The 18,128-nt window shown below is 41.0% G+C and carries 12 protein-coding genes; 7 read left to right on the plus strand and 5 right to left on the minus strand.

Annotated features, from left to right (window positions below):
• Positions 1-8: 8 nt before the first annotated feature.
• Together LDL79_RS01530 and LDL79_RS01535 are read left to right on the plus strand one after the other, a co-directional pair.
• Positions 9-3,200, plus strand: a complete 3,192-nt coding sequence (locus LDL79_RS01530) for an efflux RND transporter permease subunit (protein ID WP_225598895.1) — start codon at positions 9-11, stop codon at positions 3,198-3,200.
• 10 nt (positions 3,201-3,210) lie between these two features.
• Positions 3,211-4,734, plus strand: coding sequence for a TolC family protein (locus LDL79_RS01535; protein ID WP_225598896.1), 1,524 nt, complete (start codon positions 3,211-3,213; stop codon positions 4,732-4,734).
• Positions 4,735-4,791: 57 nt separating this feature from the next.
• Here the strand turns inward: LDL79_RS01535 and LDL79_RS01540 are convergent, their stop codons facing one another.
• Positions 4,792-5,487 (minus strand): NUDIX hydrolase, encoded by a 696-nt coding sequence (locus tag LDL79_RS01540; protein WP_225598897.1) that lies wholly within the window; start codon positions 5,485-5,487, stop codon positions 4,792-4,794.
• 137 nt (positions 5,488-5,624) lie between these two features.
• Here LDL79_RS01540 and LDL79_RS01545 point away from each other — a divergent pair, with 137 nt between their 5' ends.
• The 5 genes from LDL79_RS01545 to LDL79_RS01565 all read left to right on the plus strand — a co-directional run bounded on the left by LDL79_RS01545 (position 5,625) and on the right by LDL79_RS01565 (position 10,053).
• A complete protein-coding gene (locus LDL79_RS01545; protein WP_225598898.1) occupies positions 5,625-7,115 on the plus strand; it encodes a xylulokinase in 1,491 nt (496 codons plus the stop codon).
• Complete coding sequence (gene xylA / locus LDL79_RS01550) at positions 7,115-8,425, plus strand: xylose isomerase (RefSeq protein ID WP_225598899.1); 1,311 nt, start codon at positions 7,115-7,117, stop codon at positions 8,423-8,425. Before LDL79_RS01545 ends, xylA begins: the two co-directional genes overlap by 1 nt.
• Positions 8,426-8,600: 175 nt before the next feature.
• A complete protein-coding gene (locus tag LDL79_RS01555; protein ID WP_009779640.1) occupies positions 8,601-8,978 on the plus strand; it encodes a PH domain-containing protein in 378 nt (125 codons plus the stop codon).
• A 165-nt stretch (positions 8,979-9,143) separates the two neighbouring features.
• Entirely contained in the window at positions 9,144-9,362 is a 219-nt protein-coding gene (locus LDL79_RS01560) for a hypothetical protein (RefSeq protein WP_225598900.1), read from the plus strand.
• A 232-nt stretch (positions 9,363-9,594) separates the two neighbouring features.
• Positions 9,595-10,053 carry a GNAT family N-acetyltransferase gene (locus tag LDL79_RS01565; protein WP_225598901.1) on the plus strand — a complete coding sequence of 153 codons (459 nt, stop codon included), beginning with the start codon at positions 9,595-9,597 and terminating at the stop codon, positions 10,051-10,053.
• Here the strand turns inward: LDL79_RS01565 and LDL79_RS01570 are convergent.
• From LDL79_RS01570 to LDL79_RS01585, 4 genes are all read right to left on the minus strand, one after another.
• The gene (locus tag LDL79_RS01570; protein WP_225598902.1) at positions 10,050-10,940 is read right to left on the minus strand and encodes a transglutaminase family protein; all 891 of its coding nucleotides are present in this window, start codon (positions 10,938-10,940) and stop codon (positions 10,050-10,052) included. The genes LDL79_RS01565 and LDL79_RS01570 overlap by 4 nt on opposite strands.
• Positions 10,940-13,504 (minus strand): circularly permuted type 2 ATP-grasp protein, encoded by a 2,565-nt coding sequence (locus LDL79_RS01575; protein WP_225598903.1) that lies wholly within the window; start codon positions 13,502-13,504, stop codon positions 10,940-10,942. Before LDL79_RS01575 ends, LDL79_RS01570 begins: the two co-directional genes overlap by 1 nt.
• Before the next feature lie 18 nt (positions 13,505-13,522).
• Positions 13,523-16,879 (minus strand): transglutaminase family protein, encoded by a 3,357-nt coding sequence (locus LDL79_RS01580; RefSeq protein ID WP_225598904.1) that lies wholly within the window; start codon positions 16,877-16,879, stop codon positions 13,523-13,525.
• A gap of 222 nt (positions 16,880-17,101) precedes the next feature.
• A complete protein-coding gene (locus LDL79_RS01585; RefSeq protein WP_225598905.1) occupies positions 17,102-18,121 on the minus strand; it encodes a threonine aldolase family protein in 1,020 nt (339 codons plus the stop codon).
• Between the last annotated feature and the right edge of the window lie 7 nt (positions 18,122-18,128).

Below are 18,128 nucleotides of genomic sequence, written 5' to 3' on the forward strand. Positions count from 1 at the left end.
GCTAACCTATGTTTAAAAAGATTATAAAAAAGCCGGTTTTTACGCTGGTGATCACAATAGTATTGGTACTTGCGGGAGCCGCCAGTATCACCTCTTTACCCGTTGAACGTTTTCCTGAAATTGCCCCTCCCAGTGTAAGTGTGGCGGTATATTACCCGGGTGGTAATGCCGAAACGGTTGCAAAATCTGTTTTATTACCTATCGAGGAAGCGCTCAATGGTACAGAAAATATGACCTATGCCAACTCTACAGCTACCAACTCTGGTCGTGGACGAGTAACTATTTACTTCAAACCGGGAACTAATCCCGATCAGGCAGCGGTAGACATTCAAAACCGGATTTCAGTGATTACTGAAAAAATTCCGCCAGAAGTTACTGAGGCCGGTATTTCGGTTACTAAAAGAATGAAAGGTAGTATCATGACGATCAATATCTTCAGTAAAGATTCTACCTATGATGAGACCTTCCTTAATGCTTATACAAGAATCAATATTCGCCGTGAGCTTAAACGTGTAGAAGGTTTAGCCGAAGCTTCCATCTTACGTCAGCGGGATTACGCGATGCGTATTTGGTTGAATCCACAAAAAATGGCTTCGTATAACCTTACTCCCAGAGAAGTTTACAATCAGGTAAAAGATCAAAACTTTGAAGCGGCACCGGGTAAATTCGGTGAAAATTCAGATGAGCTTTTTGAAATTGTAATGAAGTATGACGGGCGTTTCAGCGAGATTGAAGAATATGAAAATCTTGTCATTAAAACCAATGAAGATGGTGCCCAACTACGTCTTAAAGATGTTGCGCGTATCGAGTTTGGTGCGTCAAACTACACCAGTGAAAACCGTCTAGACGGAAAACCTTCGGTAACGATCGATATTGTGCAAATGAATGGTGCAAATGCCAAAACCATTGATGAACGTATTAGAGAGATACTTGAAGAACAGAAAAAATTATTCCCCGAAGGCATCGATTATGAGATTACTTACAGTGTAAGAGATCAGATCGATGAATCGATGAGCCAAGTAATGCACACGCTTGTAGAGGCATTTATTCTGGTTTTTATTGTGGTATTTATATTCCTGCAGGACTTTAGAGCGACCATTATTACAGCTATTTCAATTCCGGTTTCCCTCTTAGGAACGTTTTTCTTCCTAAATATTATTGGCGCTTCGATGAACGTACTCAGTATGTTGTCGTTGGTACTTGCCATTGGTATTGTGGTAGATGACGCGATTGTAGTAATGGAGGCTATTCACGAGAAAATGACGCATCACGGCCTTTCTGCCCGCAAAGCAGTTTCTGCCGCGATGGACGAAATTACAGGTGCCATTATTTCTATTACAGTGGTAATTGCTGCCGTATTTTTACCGGTTGCTTTCTTAAGTGGTCCTGTGGGAGTATTTTATCAAGAATTTGCATACACGATCATTTTTGCGGTTTTAATTTCTGCGATAAATGCATTGACGCTTACTCCGGTATTGACCAAGATTTTCTTCGGAAAGAAAAAGCGTGAAAAGAAGAAACGCGGAATGGCCAAAACGGTTTCAGAACTGCGTCAGGTACGAAAAGCCAAAGTAGCAAAGCGCAAAGGACTGCGTAAGTTTGACAGTGGTTTTGATAAGTTTACAGACAAATACCTCAATGTTGTACGTTGGTTCTTGAACCATAAATGGATAGGCGTAGGTGCTCTGGCAGCAATTATTGTCGCTACCATTTTTCTTTCGCGAATTACGCCTAGCGCCTTTATCCCAACTGAAGACGATAACTTCTTGATCTTCTCCATGAAAATGCCAGAAGGTTCTTCATTACACAGAACAAATGCTGCGCTAAGAAAAGCAGATTCTATTCTTCAATTAGATCCTGCCGTGAAAGGCGTGAATACTGTTTCTGGTTTTAATGTTGTAGATAATGCTAATAGTCCGTCTTCTGGTTTAGGATATGTTCAGCTAAAACACGCTGCAGAGCGTGGAGAAATTGAAGACATTCAAGAGGTCATCAAAAGCTTGTTGAGCAAGCTTGATCAAATCCCTGAAACCGATTTCAATATGTATCCAAGACCTACGATACAAGGGTTTGGTAACTTTGACGGGGTTCAGTTTATGTTGCAAGACCGCTCTGATGGTGACTTGGGAGAATTTGGTCAGATCGTAAATGAATTCATCAACACCCTGAGCAATCAGAAAGAAGTTGACAACGCATTTACCTCGTTCAATCCAAATTTCCCGCAGTATCGTCTTAAGATCGACTACGAAAAAGCAAAGGCTTTAGGTGTTAGTGTAAAAGACATGATGTTTACGGTGCAGTCGTATTTTGGTCGTGTACAGCCGGGTGATTTCAACCGCTTTAGCAGACAATATGGTGTGTATATGCAGGCCGATATTCCTTATAGAGAATCGCCGGAGTCTTTCAACAGCATTTTTGTGAAAAACAACAAAGGTGAAATGGTGCCTGTAAACACGATCGTTCGCTTAGAGCAAGCTTATGGTCCTGAAGTTGTTAACCGTTACAATCTGTATAATGCGGCAAAAATAAACGTAACCCCGGCAAAAGGATACAGTACTGGTGACGTGATGAAAAAGATCGAAGAATTGACCAGCGAAAAACTGCCAGCAAGTTTGAGCTATGAGTGGACCAGTATGAGTCTGGAAGAGAAAAATTCTGGTGGAGACACCATGATTGTCTTCATCATCATCATTCTTCTGGTATACTTTATTCTGGCCTCGCAGTATGAAAGCTTCTTACTTCCGCTAGCGGTAATGTTATCGCTGCCTGTAGGTATTTTCGGTGTGTTTGCCGCGATCAATTTGGCCGGACTTGACAACAACATTTATGTACAAATAGGTATTATTATGTTGATTGGTCTTTTGGCTAAAAATGCCATTCTTATTGTAGAGTTTGTTGCGCAAAAACGACGTTCTGGCCTCAATGTATTCGATGCGGTTCTCGAAGCAAGTGCGTTGCGTATTAGACCTATTATTATGACCTCGCTTGCATTTACCGTAGGACTTGTACCGTTGATGTTTGCTGAAGGTTCTTCAGCACAAGGTAATCACTCGGTGAGTATTGGTACAGCCGGCGGTATGGTAGGAGGTATTGTTCTAGGGATTTTTGTAATTCCTGTGATGGCATATATTTTCCAGATGTTGCACGACAAGTACAACTTAGAGCGCTACGGAGATAAAGAAATTGAAGAAGAAAACTAACCTAACCACTATGAAAACGATTAATATAAACACCATAAAAAGAAAACCGAATATAAACCGATATCTCAGCGCAAGCTTGATATTGTTGACACTTTTAATACTTGGTAGTTGTAAAGTGGGGCAAAGATATGAGCGACCTCAATTTGATGATGTTTCTGAAGAGTTTTATGTAAAAGATTCTGTTCTAAATGATTCTCTGGCTGAAGCGGCAATTACTCGCGATAGCTTGATGATGTCACATATTCCGTGGAGAGAATTTATTGAAGACAGCACGTTGATTTCCCTTATAGACACAGCTCTTGTTAATAACATCGATTTGCAAAAAGCGATGCGCAATATGGATATTGGGATGGAATATTTATCCCAATCAAAGGCTAACTTTTTACCATCGGTTAATGCGACTCCGGCAGGTTTTAGAAGAGAGTATTACTCAGAAAACTATAACAATTACGGCTCTAACCGTGCGAGACGCAATCACGGAGAAAATGTACCGAGAAGTTTATATACAGAACGCTTGGAATATTCATCTGCCTTGCAAGCCGATTGGGAACTGGATATCTGGGGAAAATTGAGATGGCAAAAGGAAGCAGCGCGTGCCGACTTTATGAAGTCTCAAGAGTTTAAAAAAGTTGTACAAACCGAATTGATCGCAGAAGTTGCTTCAACCTATTACAATTTAATAATGCTGAAGTCTCAGGTTGAAGTAGCACAAAAAAACTACGCGCTTAATGACAGCACTTACAACATTGTAAAACTGCAATATGATGCGGGCGAAACCACTTCTTTGGCGCTTCAGCAAACCAAATCACAGCAGTTAAAAGCACAGTCTCTTATTCCACAGTTAGAACGCGAGTATACGGTTCAAGAAAATAAATTAAACCGACTTTTAGGAAGATCACCGCGTCCCATCGAGCTTAATGCAGATCTTGATGCTATACAATTTCAGAAAAAATACAAGACCGGTGTTCCGTTAGAATTGATTAAAAATCGTCCAGATGTGGCGATGGCAGAATATGAACTCATCGCTCAAAACGCACGTACCGGTGTTGCCGAAGCTTTAAAATATCCTTCGCTTTCCATCGGTGCAGGATTGGGATTGAATTCGTTTCAGTTAGAGAATTTCTTTGATCCCGTAAGTTCAGCTTTTGCATTGCTTAACGGTTCTATCTTTCAGCCTATTTTTAATAATAGAAAGCTTAAAACCAATTATCGAGTGGCGCTTTCAGAACGGGAGATCGCACAATTGGAGTTTAAGGATAACCTGATCGGTGCGGTAGAAGATGTTTCTAATTCGCTAACCCGAATCAACAAACTCACCGAAGAATATAAAATCGCACAAGAGCGTATTGAAGTTACACAAAAAGGACTTAAAGATGCCGCGCTCCTGTTTAAAGGTGGCTTCGCAAACTACCTCGAAGTGATCACAGCTCAAAGCGACGCTTTAGAAAGTGAACTGAATGAAATCAATACCAAAAAGCAAATTTTAATTGCAAACATTGAGCTCTACCGCAGTCTTGGTGGTGGATGGCAATAAAACTAAATGCTTATAAAAATTAAAGCCGCAATTAAATAATTGCGGCTTTTTTTAGGTTTAAAATTCAAAATTGAATCCCTTTTCTATCAACTTTTGATAGGTATCCGGATTGAATTTATACAGTTTTGCTGCACGATGCGATACATCTTTTTGCTTTTCGTCAAGTGCAGTGAGCAAATTCATTCTTAAAATTTTTCTTCTAAAGTTGGGCTTATCCATCTCGTAGCCTAAAATTTCTTCATATAAATGCATCAACTGAAGCAACGTGAATTTTTCGGGCAGTAGGTTAAAACCTATAGGTTCCTGTTTAATTCGGCGACGTAACCTGCGCAATCCGACTCCCAGAATATGCAAGTGATCATAAATAAGCGTCTCCACTTCAGAAACCTTAAACCAGCCCACTTCTGACGCGGTTGCTCCAGGCTTTAAACCCGTCCAATCTTCTTTTTTGATCAAGGCATAATACCCAACTGTGATCACTCGCGACAAAGGAAAACGATCGGGTTCACTAAAGGCACGCAGCTGTTCTAGATAAACATCTTTTATCCCGGTAAGCTCCAACAGCAACCTATTTGCAGCAGCGTCTGTGCTTTCATCGGTAAAGATCCATCCTCCCGGAAGGCCCCATTTATCCTTGCTTATTCCGTCGGCGTGCTTGACCAAAAGGACTTCTAAGTTTCCTTGATTAAAACCAAAAATCACGCAATCAATGGTTAAACTATCGAGTATGGTCGCTTCATTTTGTTTTGTCATAATTCTGGTTCTCAATCGCTAATGACGAGATAGTTTTAATGGGTATTGTGATAATTATATTTTTATATGTATACTTGTAGTCATAAAAACTATAAGTTGTCCATTGGACTAAAATAAGAGATTTAATTTAAACGCTTATGTATTTTTTAGGAATCGACTTGGGCAGCTCATCGATCAAGCTAGCCGTTCTTGATGCCAATACCGGCAAATCGGTAGCCAGTTCTACGGTTCCTGATCAAGAAATGCGCATTGATGCACCTCAAAGTGGCTGGGCAGAACAGCATCCCGAAAAATGGTGGGAATACACGTGTAACGGTATCAAAAAACTAGGCGATCAAGGTATCGATCTTAAACAGATCAAAGCCATTGGTATTTCTTATCAAATGCACGGCCTCGTGCTCACCGATAAAGATTTAAACGTGCTGCGCCCGTCTATTATCTGGTGTGATAGTCGTGCTGCTTCTATAGGTGAAAAATACTATCAGGAAAAAGGAGCAAGCTTTTTTCAAGACCGGGTTTTACAAAGTCCGGGGAATTTTACCGCTTCTAAGTTGAAATGGGTTCAAGAAAACGAACCTCAACTTTTTGATCAAATTGCGCATATGATGTTGCCCGGAGATTTTCTGGCAGCTAAATTTTCTGGAGTAGCACAAACCAGTAAATCCGGACTTTCTGAAGCTGCACTCTGGGACTATAAAAAGAATGCTTTAGCCGAAGAAGTACTCGAGGCTTTAGACCTTCCGCGTGCGGTAATTCCGGAGATCTTTCCTAATTTTAGTCATCAAGCGACTATTGCTCCTAAAATCGCTGAAGCTTTAGGACTTTCAAAAAATGTAGAAATCACTTACAGAGCTGGAGATCAGCCCAACAATGCCCTTGCGCTTAACGTCAACAAACCCGGAGAAATCGCTACTACTGCAGGAACTTCGGCAGTGATCTATTCGGTGACCGATCAAGATGCTTTTGATGCAGAAAACCGTATCAATACCTTTTTGCACGTAAACAATACGGAAGCTCAAAAACGCAACGGTGTTTTATTATGCATTAATGGTTCTGGGATCTTGTACCAATGGTTGCGTAAAATGCTCTCCACCGGAAAGGATGAATTGCTTTCCTACGACTTCTTAAATGCACAAGCGGCAAAAGTAGGTCCGGGTAGTGATGGCTTACACTTCTACCCTTTTGGCAATGGTGTTGAACGCATTTTTAACAATAAAAAATCCTTCAGCGGTCTGCAAAATTTAGATTTCAACAGGCACGCAGCTGCGCATATGGTTCGTGCGGCTTGTGAAGGTATTGTGTATGCAATGAATTATGGCTTTGAGGTGATGCAGCAAATTGGTGCCGGTGGTACTTCAGTAAAAGCAACAAAAGCCAATTTATTTTTAAGTCCGGTATTTAGAGAGATTTTTGTGAATACTACGCAGACTTCCTTAGAACTGTACGAAACCAATGGCGCTGAAGGTGCTGCCCGTGGCGCTGCTTATGGCTACGGATTTTATAAAAGTCTGGATGAAGCTGCACAAGGACTAGAATTGTTAAGCACTCAAGAACCTCAATCAGCATTGAAAGAACACTACACTAATTTATATCAAACCTGGAAAAAGAATATTCAAATACTAGATTAATGAGCACCTATTTTAAAAACATAGACCCGATCAAATTTGAGGGAAAAGAAAGCGATAATCCACTTGCTTTTAAATACTACGATGAAAATAAAGTAGTCGCAGGAAAAACACTTAAAGAGCATATGCGTTTTGCGATGGCTTATTGGCATACGCTCAACAATAAGGGCGGAGATCCGTTTGGTGCTCCTACCGAAACTTTTGCCTGGGATGCCAATCCTGATCCTGTGGCTCGTGCTAAGGATAAAATGGATGCTGCTTTTGAATTTATGACCAAGCTGGGCTTGCCGTATTATTGTTTTCACGATGTAGATCTTGTAGATGAAACGCCTGATCTTGCCGAATTTGAAAAGCGTATTGCAGCGGTTGTTGCCTATGCAAAAACAAAGCAGCAAGAAAGCGGCATCAAGCTTTTATGGGGAACTTCAAACCTCTTTAGTAATCCGCGTTATATGAATGGCGCAGCAACCAATCCCAATTTTGACGTGGTGGCTTATGCCGGCGCTCAATTGAAAATAGCGATAGACGCTACACTTGAATTGGGTGGTGAGAACTACGTGTTCTGGGGTGGTCGTGAAGGCTATATGAGTCTTTTGAATACCGATATGAAACGCGAGCAAGATCACCTGGCACAATTTCTTACCATGGCTAGAGATTATGCCCGCAAACAAGGTTTTAAAGGGAATTTCCTTATCGAGCCCAAACCTATGGAACCAACCAAGCATCAATATGATTTTGATGCTGCAACAAGTCTTGGCTTCATCAATAAATATGGATTGCAAGATGACTTTAAACTGAATATTGAAGTGAATCACGCAACCCTGGCAAGTCATACCTTTGAGCACGAATTACAAGTTGCTGTAGATGCAGGCATGTTAGGAAGTATCGATGCCAATCGCGGAGATTATCAAAACGGCTGGGATACAGACCAGTTCCCGATAGATGTTTTTGAAGTTACACAAGCCATGCTAGTCATTCTTGAAGGCGGTGGTATTCAAGGCGGCGGAATAAATTTTGATGCCAAAGTGCGTCGCAATTCTATTGACCTTGAAGATAAATTTATAGCACACATCGCCGGGATGGACACCTTTGCACGTGGCCTGATCGCTGCAGATCATCTATTGCAAAATACTTCATACAGCGCGTTGCGTAAAGAACGCTATGCATCTTTTGATAACGGAAACGGTGCTAAGTTCGAAACAGGTGCTTTGAGCCTTGAGCAACTTAGTGAGATAGGTAGAAAAAGCGGTGAGCCTACCCCATTGAGCGGAAGACAAGAACTTTACGAGCAGTTAGTGGCTAACTCCTTCTAATTATTGTTTCATAATAATCTTCAAAAAGCTCCCTCTTGGGGGCTTTTTTTATGCGTAAATACTTGTTACTAGTATAAACTAAGTAAGCTTTATTAAATGCTTGTTAAACAAGCTATTCTCTAGGAGATTGCAGATTGCCTTTCTTATACTCTTGATAACATAATTTAAACAAACCATGAGTATCATTGATAGAATATTAGGGAATGCCAGCGAAATGTCTTTAGAAGACCTTACCAAGAAATATGATCGCTTGCTCACAGAAAGAGAACATATTGAAGTTGGATTTCAGCTGCTTAGAGACGTCTTTATTTTTACTTCTAAACGGCTAATCCTTGTAGATAAACAAGGACTTACAGGAAGAAAAACCGAATATAAAAGTTTGCCTTACAAGAATATTTCTCGCTTTTCTTTAGAAACCGCCGGAACTTTTGATTTAGATGCTGAATTGAAAATCTGGATCTCTAGCGAAAATGTTCCTAGCGTAAGTAAGAAGTTTAATAAGCAAATTGATGTCTATGCTATACAGCGCTACTTAGCAGGAAAAATCCTTTAGTGTAAAATTAACACATACATTTTTAAATTCCCTAAACCGGTTTAGTTAAAAAATTTAACACTAAAATATTGTTAATCAGTAGATTTTGAGCTTTTGATTAGTAATTCCTACAAATTCTTGTTGTAATTTTAAAAGCCCAAGTCTGATCTAAACCACAACAATCTCATGAAAGCTACACTCCAAATCGCAAATCAAAACTTTAAAGGTTCACAAGAAGTCATCAACAGATGTCTCAATAGGATTATGGAAGTACGTGTTTTGGAGATCAATCTCAAAAAACAGATCATTGCGGTTGACTACGCAAAACCAAGCGTTTATGAGCGCATCAAAAATGAACTCAACAGTTTGGGTTTGGCCGTTGGCGAGCTCGAACCTCTAAAGTAAACTCCCCCGAAGTGTCAAAGCTTTTGGCGGTTTCAATATATTTTTAGTATAAAAAAGTCTGTCTTACAAGGCAGACTTTTTTTTTTTGCAGTATCGTTTGTAACGTAGATTCTAGGCAGTTCGACAGCTTTAGTTAAAAAATCTTTAACAAATACTTCCTCCAAAAGTTTTAAAAAGTACAAGAGAAGTGTATCTTTCAAGTTCAACTACCAACCAAACACATTTACGAAATATGCTAAATCTTGTACGTACCGACTCAAAAAATGCTGATTTCTTAAAAATGGTAAAAGAACTTGATCAAACTCTCAAAGTTACAGACGGAGATGATCACGCATTTTACAATCAATTTAATGCATTAGACCGAATAAAAAATGTCATTGTCGCTTATGACAGTGGAATTCCGGTAGCCTGCGGTTCCTTTAGAGAATACGGTCCTAAGAGCGTAGAGATCAAAAGAATGTACACCAAACCTTTGTACCGCAAACGCGGCTATGCCAGTGCTATTCTTGAAGCATTAGAAAACTGGGCAAGTGAAATAGGTTACACCAAGTGTGTACTTGAAACCGGAATTTTTCAACCCCCGGCAATTGCACTTTACAAAAAACGGGAATACGATGTTATTCCTAATTATGGGCAATACAGCGGCGTAGGCGGCAGTATGTGTTTCCTAAAATATCTTGCTGCCGTTTAAACCACGCGTGCTATATCAACTTCGACTGAAAGTTGGCTTTTTCCACTACCATAAACCACTCCTTTTAAAGGAGGAACATCATAATAATCTCTTCCCCAACCTACGACCAGATGTTGGTCGCCGGGGATTTGATTATTGGTAGGATCAAAATCTACCCAGCCAAAACCCGGGATAAAAATAGAGAACCAGGCGTGAGATGCGTCGGCTCCTATTAATTTTTCCTGGCCCGGAGGTGGTAAGGTTTCTATGTATCCACTGATGTAACGCGCCGGCAGCCCTATAGATCGAATACACGCAATAGCGATTTGCGCAAAATCCTGACAAACCCCCTTGCGTTCTTCCATCACTTCATGTATTGGCGTAGAAACACTGGTAAACCCTGAAACAAAATCAAAATCAGTATAAATACGCTGCATTAATTCCTCGGCAGCTTCAAAAACCGAACGATTGGATTTAAAGCTTTCGCGAGCATATTTTTCAACCGCTTCACCGGTTTTATTGATAAAAATAGAATCTAATACAAACTGCTTAGCCTCTAATATTTCAATTTCAGTTTTTAAAAGATTTTCTTTGGCTTGATCTAACGTAACACGTGTACATTTATCTGACCTAAAGTCTGTTTTAAACTGCTCATATTCCCTGCGCAATTTGCTGGTTGTCGTCACTTTCAACTGCCTATGTTCTTTCTGAATAGAAAAACGAGTGATGTAATTTCCGAAGAAATCCACGCGCTCAGAGACTTCATCGGCTTCGGGTGCAATCGCCATCTTGTATTCTAGCAACTCCTGCCCTAGCGAACGCCTTGGCTTTAATACTGCGATATTATGACAGTAGCTCACAGGCGCATCATAATCATATTTTGTGGTATGCGTAACGGAATACAACATTAGAGCGGAAAGTTTTGATCTACAAGCTGACTCTGCTTATATGTATGATTAAAGTAGGTGTTAGAAATTGCCTGAGAAGTGGCAAATAATAAATCGCTCAATTCTTCTAAAAGTTTATCCAGATCCTTTCGAATATTTCCGTCGTTTTCCTTTACTGTAGCCAACTGATCTGAGTTCGCCAAGCGCAGTTTAGAAAAGGCTTCAAATACATATTTTTCGTAATGCATAAGCGCGTCAGACTTTTGTGAATGTGGTAAACGCGAAATATCTTTTTGTAACCGCCCAAGCTGAAAGGTCAACGATCGTGGATATTTTAAATCCATCAACAAAAGACTAATTACCGGTTCTACGCGTATATACGATCTGTAACTATAGCGGTAAATGTTTAAACTTTCGTGACTGCTTAACAAGGATTCTAGCACTTCATATTCGGTTTGCCCAGATTGTTTGATCACCAGAAGGGAACGGCATTTTGTAATCGTAAGCATACTCTGCTCTAACTGAAGGCCTATAAAATAAAGCAATAAGCCTTGTTCGACCATTATGCTTTCTTCAATGAGTCCCATAAAAGCAATTAATCGCGTGATCAATTGATTAAGGGTTTTGATCATTTTATTGACGGTGATCTGTTTTTCATTTTCCAGATTGCGCCATAATTTTTGAATGTTTTCAAAAACCCGCCACATATCGCTGCTCCACAAATTCCTGATGGAATAATAGGAATTGCTGAACATCATCATCGAGTTTGCCAGACTTCCTATTTTATTTCGGTCTAAAACTACCGCCATCATTTCCTTCAGCGGATTATCCATCGCGTAGGTGCCGTTCTTATTTTTCTCCATAAAGCCGGGATAGGTACCGGTCATCTGCGTCACCGCTTTATAAAGAATATTCATTTTAACCGAGCAGGTTTGTTGATTAGATTCGGCTTCAGGAGCGTTCATCTGTTTTAAGACCATTCGTAAAAAACGTGCATTTACTAAAGTGCGTCCCACATAACGACCAGCCCAATATAAATTTTCCGCAGTCAAACTCGGTAGATCATCAAGACCGCTTACCGAAACGGCAGATCTGCGATTCCAGCTATAATTGGCCGTCTCTTCACTTTTAAGATCTCCAATGATCCAAAAATCTTTACTGGTTCCCCCACGTTGATTAGAAACTCTCAGTTTTCCACGCTCCGGAGCGACACGTACCAATCCGCCGGGCATGACATTGTAGCCACTTTTTCCTGCAATGGTAAACGTACGAGCGACCATATTTCGCGGTTCAAAAGTTCCTTTTGAATAGTTGGGCGCGGTAGAAAAACTGATGCGTTCCTGAGCAACAAAATGGTAAGGCTTCTTTAAAATTTCTTTCCGAAGTGCTTCAAGCTCTTCGGTACACATTTGAGACCCAAAATGTATGTGTTCGCGATTGGTACGATCAATCGGCTTAATGACGAGGTTTGCTAAATTCTTCAGCACATAGTCTTTCTCTTTTTCTTGACCACACCACCAACTTGCTATTTGAGGCAGCTGTAAATCTTCCTTTAGAAAATATTTACAAATAGCCGGCATAAACGGGATAAGACCAGGGTTTTCTAAAACGCCACTACCTATAGGATTCACCACCGCTACATTCTGTCTACGCACTACATCCAGTAATCCTGCAACTCCTAGATGAGAATCTTCGCGTAACTCAAGCGGATCTGTAAAAATATCATCAACACGCCGTAAAACCACGTGTACTTTCTTTAAGCCTTTAAGCGATTTCATAAACAGAAATCCGTCGCGCACCACCAAGTCATTTCCCTGAACCAGAGGGTATCCTAAAAATGACGCTAAATAGGCGTGTTCAAAATAAGTCTCGTTATGCGAGCCCGGAGTAAGAATAACAATGTTGGGATTTTCAACTTTGTCTGGAGAAGCCTCTAGCAACAACTCGTTGAATTCTTTAAAAAATTCTGAAAGCCGCTTGATATTCATTTCAGCAAAAATATCGGCAAGAACGCGGTTTGCCGTAGAGCGATTTTCAAGAGCATAACCCATTCCTGATGGTGCCTGAGAGCGGTCATTCACTACCCACATTCTGCCATCAGTTCCACGAGCAATATCTGCGGCATACAGCAGTAAATGTTTATCAATCTTATACTGAATTTTATCACATTGCCGTAAAAATCCGCGATGCCCATAGATCACTTCGTGCGGCACAATACCTTCTTTGATCAACTTACGCTCGCCATAAATATCTTTAAGCACGAGATCGAGCAGGTGCGCACGTTGTTTAAGGCCTTTTTCAATTTTTTGCCATTCGTTCGCTTTGAGAATAAAAGGAACTACGTTGAGATTCCAAGGGCGGTTAAGTCCGTTGGGATCGTTATACACATTATACGTAACCCCGTTTTCTTCCAGCAGCCAGTTGATATCGTTTTGACGTTGTGTCAAGCCGTCAATCCCTATGCGCTTAAAGTTCTCTAAAAGCTCCTGCCAATCTTCCTTAACGCTGAGATCTGGGGTAAACATCTCGTCGTAGGTATAATCTGTAAAATACTTGGTAAACCAAGCATTAGTAGCCACAGTCATATTCAGGGTTGTAAATAATTATTTCTTTCGCAAATCTAGTAAATGTGGGAATTCTGGATTTACAGGAATTTCTTTAAAATTAAATGTTTTTTCTGAAGAAGTTGATTTTAAAGTTCGGCCTGCAAGCTTGGTATCGGGCTCTTTTTCAGTATAAACCAAATTGCCTTGCGTATGCCCAATATCCCAAAAACGATTGATTCTTCTAGATTCTGCTTCTAAACTGTTTATAGGGTACGTCTCATAATTGCGCCCACCCGGGTGTGATACAAAATACGTGCAACCACCAATAGAGCGCTGATTCCACAAATCAACAATATCAAAAACCAATGGTGTATCTACAGGAATTGTAGGGTGCAAAGCAGACCACGGCTGCCAAGCTTTATAACGTACTCCGGCAACATATTCTCCTTTGACACCGGTATTGCTTAATTGTACTTTCACACCGTTGCACGTCAACACATAGCGCTCATCATTAAAGTTTGAAACTTTGATCTGCACACGTTCTAGAGAAGAATCTACGTAGCGCGAAGTCCCACCACCGGTCATTTCTTCTCCAAGTACATTCCAAGGTTCTATCGCCGCACGCAATTCGACTTGCATATCTTTTATATCAACCAAACCATACAGAGGAAAACGGAATTCAAAAAACGGATCAAACCAATCTAATTTGAACGGATATCCTGCCGCATTAAGCTGCTCAACAATGTCCTTAATATCTTCTCGCACATAATGCTCCATCAAGAATTTATCGTGCAACTGTGTGCCCCAACGGGTAAGTTTATGTTTATACGGTTCATTCCAAAACCAGGAAACCAGAGTGCGCACGAGCAACATTTGCATCAAACTCATTTGTGCGTGAGGCGGCATATCAAACGCGCGTAATTCAAGAATTCCTAGTCTGCCGGAAGACGAATCTGGCGAATATAATTTATCGATACAAAATTCCGCACGATGGGTATTCCCGGTAATATCGGTCAGTAAATGCCTGAATAATCTATCGGTCAGCCAAAACGGTACATCTTCATCCTCCGGAATTTGATTGAATGCAATTTCCAGTTCGTATAAATTTTCCTGGCGACCTTCATCAACTCGTGGTGCCTGACTCGTTGAACCGATAAATCCGCCGGAAAATAAATAGGAAAGTCCCGGGTGATGTTGCCAGAATGTAAGCAAACTGCGCAACAAATCTGGTCGGCGTAACAACGGACTATCAGCCGGAGTGACACCGCCTAAGGTCACGTGGTTTCCGCCACCGGTGCCGGTGTGTTTTCCGTCGAGCATAAATTTTTCGGTACCTAAACGGCTCTTTTTAGCTTCTTCATACAATGTGAGCGTGTTTTTGGTAAGTTCGTCCCAATTCTTCGCCGGATGTACATTCACTTCAATAACTCCGGGATCTGGCGTCACCTTCAACACCTCAAGACGATTATCTCGTGGTGGCTCATACCCTTCGATCAATACAGGAACATTCAGCTTTTTTGCTGCAGCTTCCACAGAAGCCATTAAGTCTATAAACGTTTCGGCATTGTCTAAAGGCGGAAGAAATAAATAAAGTTTTTTATCCCGAACCTCAGCACAAATCGCGGTGCGTGCAAACGGATTCTTTTCTTTCTTATCTGCGTTATGATCAACTTTTCCGTTTTTCTTTTTGGGTTTTTCGGCGGCTTTACGTTTTTCTAAAGCTTCACCGTAAGGCCCAAAAGGCTTTCGTTTGTCAAAAAGATCAGGATCTGCAATGGGTTGTGTAGGTACATCGGGTTCTTCGATCAACGAATTAAGCGGTAAACGCAAACCTACCGGTGAATTACCCGGAATGAGAAAAAGATGATTTCTACGGAAACGCCACGGACTCGTAACCCATTTTCCTTGAATATTGGCCAACGGCATCACGTGACCTATTTTTTTATCTAATCCTTGTTCTAAAACTTTATTGAGACGATTGCGCACCGAAGTCGCGACATCATCGCCTTTTAAAGGGTCAACATCTACAGGAAGTCTTCCCTCTTCCCACATAAAATAAAACACATCTTCATAGGCGGGAGTAATGTACTCTAATCGGATCCCGAGGTTAAGCGCCAATTCTTGCAGAAAGGTCTTTGTGATTCCTTCCGGCAAATCATATTCCTCATTGAAAGAAGCCATAAGTGACTCGTCTTTCCAAATAGGAATACCGTCTTTACGCCAATGTAAACCTATAGACCAACGTGGAATAGGTTCGCCGGGATACCATTTTCCTTGTGCGTGGTGAAACATTCCACCTTGACCAAATTTATGCAGCAAACGTTTAGAAAGTCCTTCAGAAAGTTTGCGCTTTTCAGGACCGTCTGCAGCGGTATTCCACTGGTCTGATTCCATATCATCTATAGATACAAAAGTGGGCTCCCCTCCCATCGTAAGACGTACATCGCCTGCCTGCAATTCCTTTTCAACCTCAAAGCCTAGCTCATAAATTGCGTTCCATTGCGCTTCTGTATAGGGCTTGGTAACTCTCGGAGATTCAAATATTCGGGTAACCGAATTATCAAATTCAAACTCCGTTTCCGCAGGATCAGAAAAACCAACTACGGGTGCTGCGCTTTCAAAAGAAGGCGTACACGCTAACGGAATATGTCCTTCCCCAGCCAATAAACCCGAAGTGGAATCCAAACCAATCCAGCCGGCTCCCGGAATATATACTTCTGCCCAGGCGTGCAAATCAGTAAAATCTTCTTCTGGACCGGAAGGACCATCTAACGATTTTTCATCAGATTTTAACTGTACCAAATAGCCCGAAACAAATCGTGCTGCCAATCCTAAATGCCGTAAACTTTGCACGAGTAACCAGGCAAAATCCCGACAAGAACCTAATTTTTTCTCGAGCGTTTCTTCACAAGATTGTACGCCCGGCTCCATACGCACCGTATAATTGAGGTACTCATTAATGTGGCGGTTGAGACCGATTAAAAAGTAAATCGTGAGCTGCTCTGAAACATCAATGGTTTTTAGAAACTTCTTGAGTAGCGGACCGTCGTCTGTTATTTCTAAATACGGAAGTAATTCTTTTTTTAGCGAATCTTTGTATTTAAACGGAAATTCTTCCACCGAATCTTCCACAAAAAAATCAAACGGATTGATCGTTTTTAGGTCGGCTATAATTTCAACATCTATAGAAAGTTCGTCTGTTTTTTCAGGAAAAACCACACGCGCCAGATAATTTCCAAAGGGATCTTGCTGCCAGTTAAAAAAGTGATTTTCCGGCTTTATTTTAAGCGAATAGGCCTCAATGGGAGTTCTGCTATGGGGCGCAGGGCGCAGTCTAAAAATATGTGGCGAAAGCGAAATACGTTTATCATACTTGTATTTCGTCTTATGAGAGATCGCAACTTTTAAGGCCATAAAGAACTGGTTTTATATTGAATAACGCACAAAGCGCCCGCGGGTTTACTATATACTAAGATAGCATACCACACAGTAAATTAAGCAGGAAGCTTAAAAAACTAATTCTTTACGACCTATTTTTGAGTAATTAATAATTTAAGACTGTATCAGACTTATATCATTAATCAATTACCAGCATTTATTCTAAAAATCAGAATATCAAAAACCAAAAAGTGTGGTTTATTCTTGTTTTAAAAATGCCAAGAAATGCTGATGCATCGCTTCGGTATAATCGTAATGTGTTACGATACGAAGTTTACCTTTTCCTAAGGCACTGATATGAATATCTTCGGCTTTGAGGCGTTCTATAAACTGTAACTCATCTGCATCTGCACGCAGATTAAAGATCAAAATATTGGTTTCTACCGGCTCTACGTGTGCTACTTCAGCATGCTGATTTAAAGCAATTGAAAGTTCTTGAGCGCGTTTGTGATCATCTGCCATACGCTGCCAATGATGCTCAATACCATACAGCCCGGCCGCCGCAGCAAAACCTACCTGACGCATACCCCCTCCTAAAACTTTGCGTACACGCATCGCTTTATCCATAAATTTTTGTTTACCCACGAGCACAGAACCCATTGGCGCGCCTAAGCCTTTAGACAAACACACTGAAATCGTATCAAACGCAGCCCCATAATCCTTAGGAGATTCATCGGTGACTACGAGCGCGTTCCAAAGTCGTGCTCCGTCAAGGTGAAAGCCTAAACCGTGATCGTCACAGATCTTTCTGATTTTTAGTATTTCTCTAAAATCATAACAAGCCCCACCTCCTTTGTTTGTGGTATTTTCAAGGCACACCAGAGACGTCAACGGACTGTGATAAAAATCTGGCGGATTGATATGTTCTTCAACCTGATCAGCCGTAATCATCCCGCGATGCCCGTCTACGAGTTTGCAAGAAACGCCGCTGTTAAACGAAACGCCACCACCTTCATAGTTATACACGTGCGCGTATTTATCTGCGATAAGTTGCTCGCCGGGTTGGGTATGAATTTTAATCGCCGCTTGATTGGTCATCGATCCTGTTGGGAAATACAACGCCGAATCCATCCCAAATAATTCGGCAATATGCGCTTCTAGTTTATTAACGCTGGGATCTTCTTTATATACATCATCTCCAACTTCGGCGTGCATCATTGCATCTAACATTCCCGAAGTGGGTTTTGTGATCGTATCGCTACGCAGGTCTATTTTCATTCTATAT

The organism is Leeuwenhoekiella palythoae (assembly GCF_020310025.1).
Lineage (GTDB): Bacteria > Bacteroidota > Bacteroidia > Flavobacteriales > Flavobacteriaceae > Leeuwenhoekiella > Leeuwenhoekiella palythoae.

Excerpts from the sequence above, each read along its gene's own strand:
- LDL79_RS01530 (WP_225598895.1), top strand. The coding sequence starts at position 9 with ATGTTTAAAAAGATTATAAAAAAGCCGGTTTTTACGCTGGTGATCACA.
- LDL79_RS01535 (WP_225598896.1), top strand. The coding sequence starts at position 3,211 with ATGAAAACGATTAATATAAACACCATAAAAAGAAAACCGAATATAAAC.
- LDL79_RS01540 (WP_225598897.1), bottom strand. The coding sequence starts at position 5,487 with ATGACAAAACAAAATGAAGCGACCATACTCGATAGTTTAACCATTGAT.
- LDL79_RS01545 (WP_225598898.1), top strand. The coding sequence starts at position 5,625 with ATGTATTTTTTAGGAATCGACTTGGGCAGCTCATCGATCAAGCTAGCC.
- xylA (WP_225598899.1), top strand. The coding sequence starts at position 7,115 with ATGAGCACCTATTTTAAAAACATAGACCCGATCAAATTTGAGGGAAAA.
- LDL79_RS01555 (WP_009779640.1), top strand. The coding sequence starts at position 8,601 with ATGAGTATCATTGATAGAATATTAGGGAATGCCAGCGAAATGTCTTTA.
- LDL79_RS01560 (WP_225598900.1), top strand. The coding sequence starts at position 9,144 with ATGAAAGCTACACTCCAAATCGCAAATCAAAACTTTAAAGGTTCACAA.
- LDL79_RS01565 (WP_225598901.1), top strand. The coding sequence starts at position 9,595 with ATGCTAAATCTTGTACGTACCGACTCAAAAAATGCTGATTTCTTAAAA.
- LDL79_RS01570 (WP_225598902.1), bottom strand. The coding sequence starts at position 10,940 with ATGTTGTATTCCGTTACGCATACCACAAAATATGATTATGATGCGCCT.
- LDL79_RS01575 (WP_225598903.1), bottom strand. The coding sequence starts at position 13,504 with ATGACTGTGGCTACTAATGCTTGGTTTACCAAGTATTTTACAGATTAT.
- LDL79_RS01580 (WP_225598904.1), bottom strand. The coding sequence starts at position 16,879 with ATGGCCTTAAAAGTTGCGATCTCTCATAAGACGAAATACAAGTATGAT.
- LDL79_RS01585 (WP_225598905.1), bottom strand. The coding sequence starts at position 18,121 with ATGAAAATAGACCTGCGTAGCGATACGATCACAAAACCCACTTCGGGA.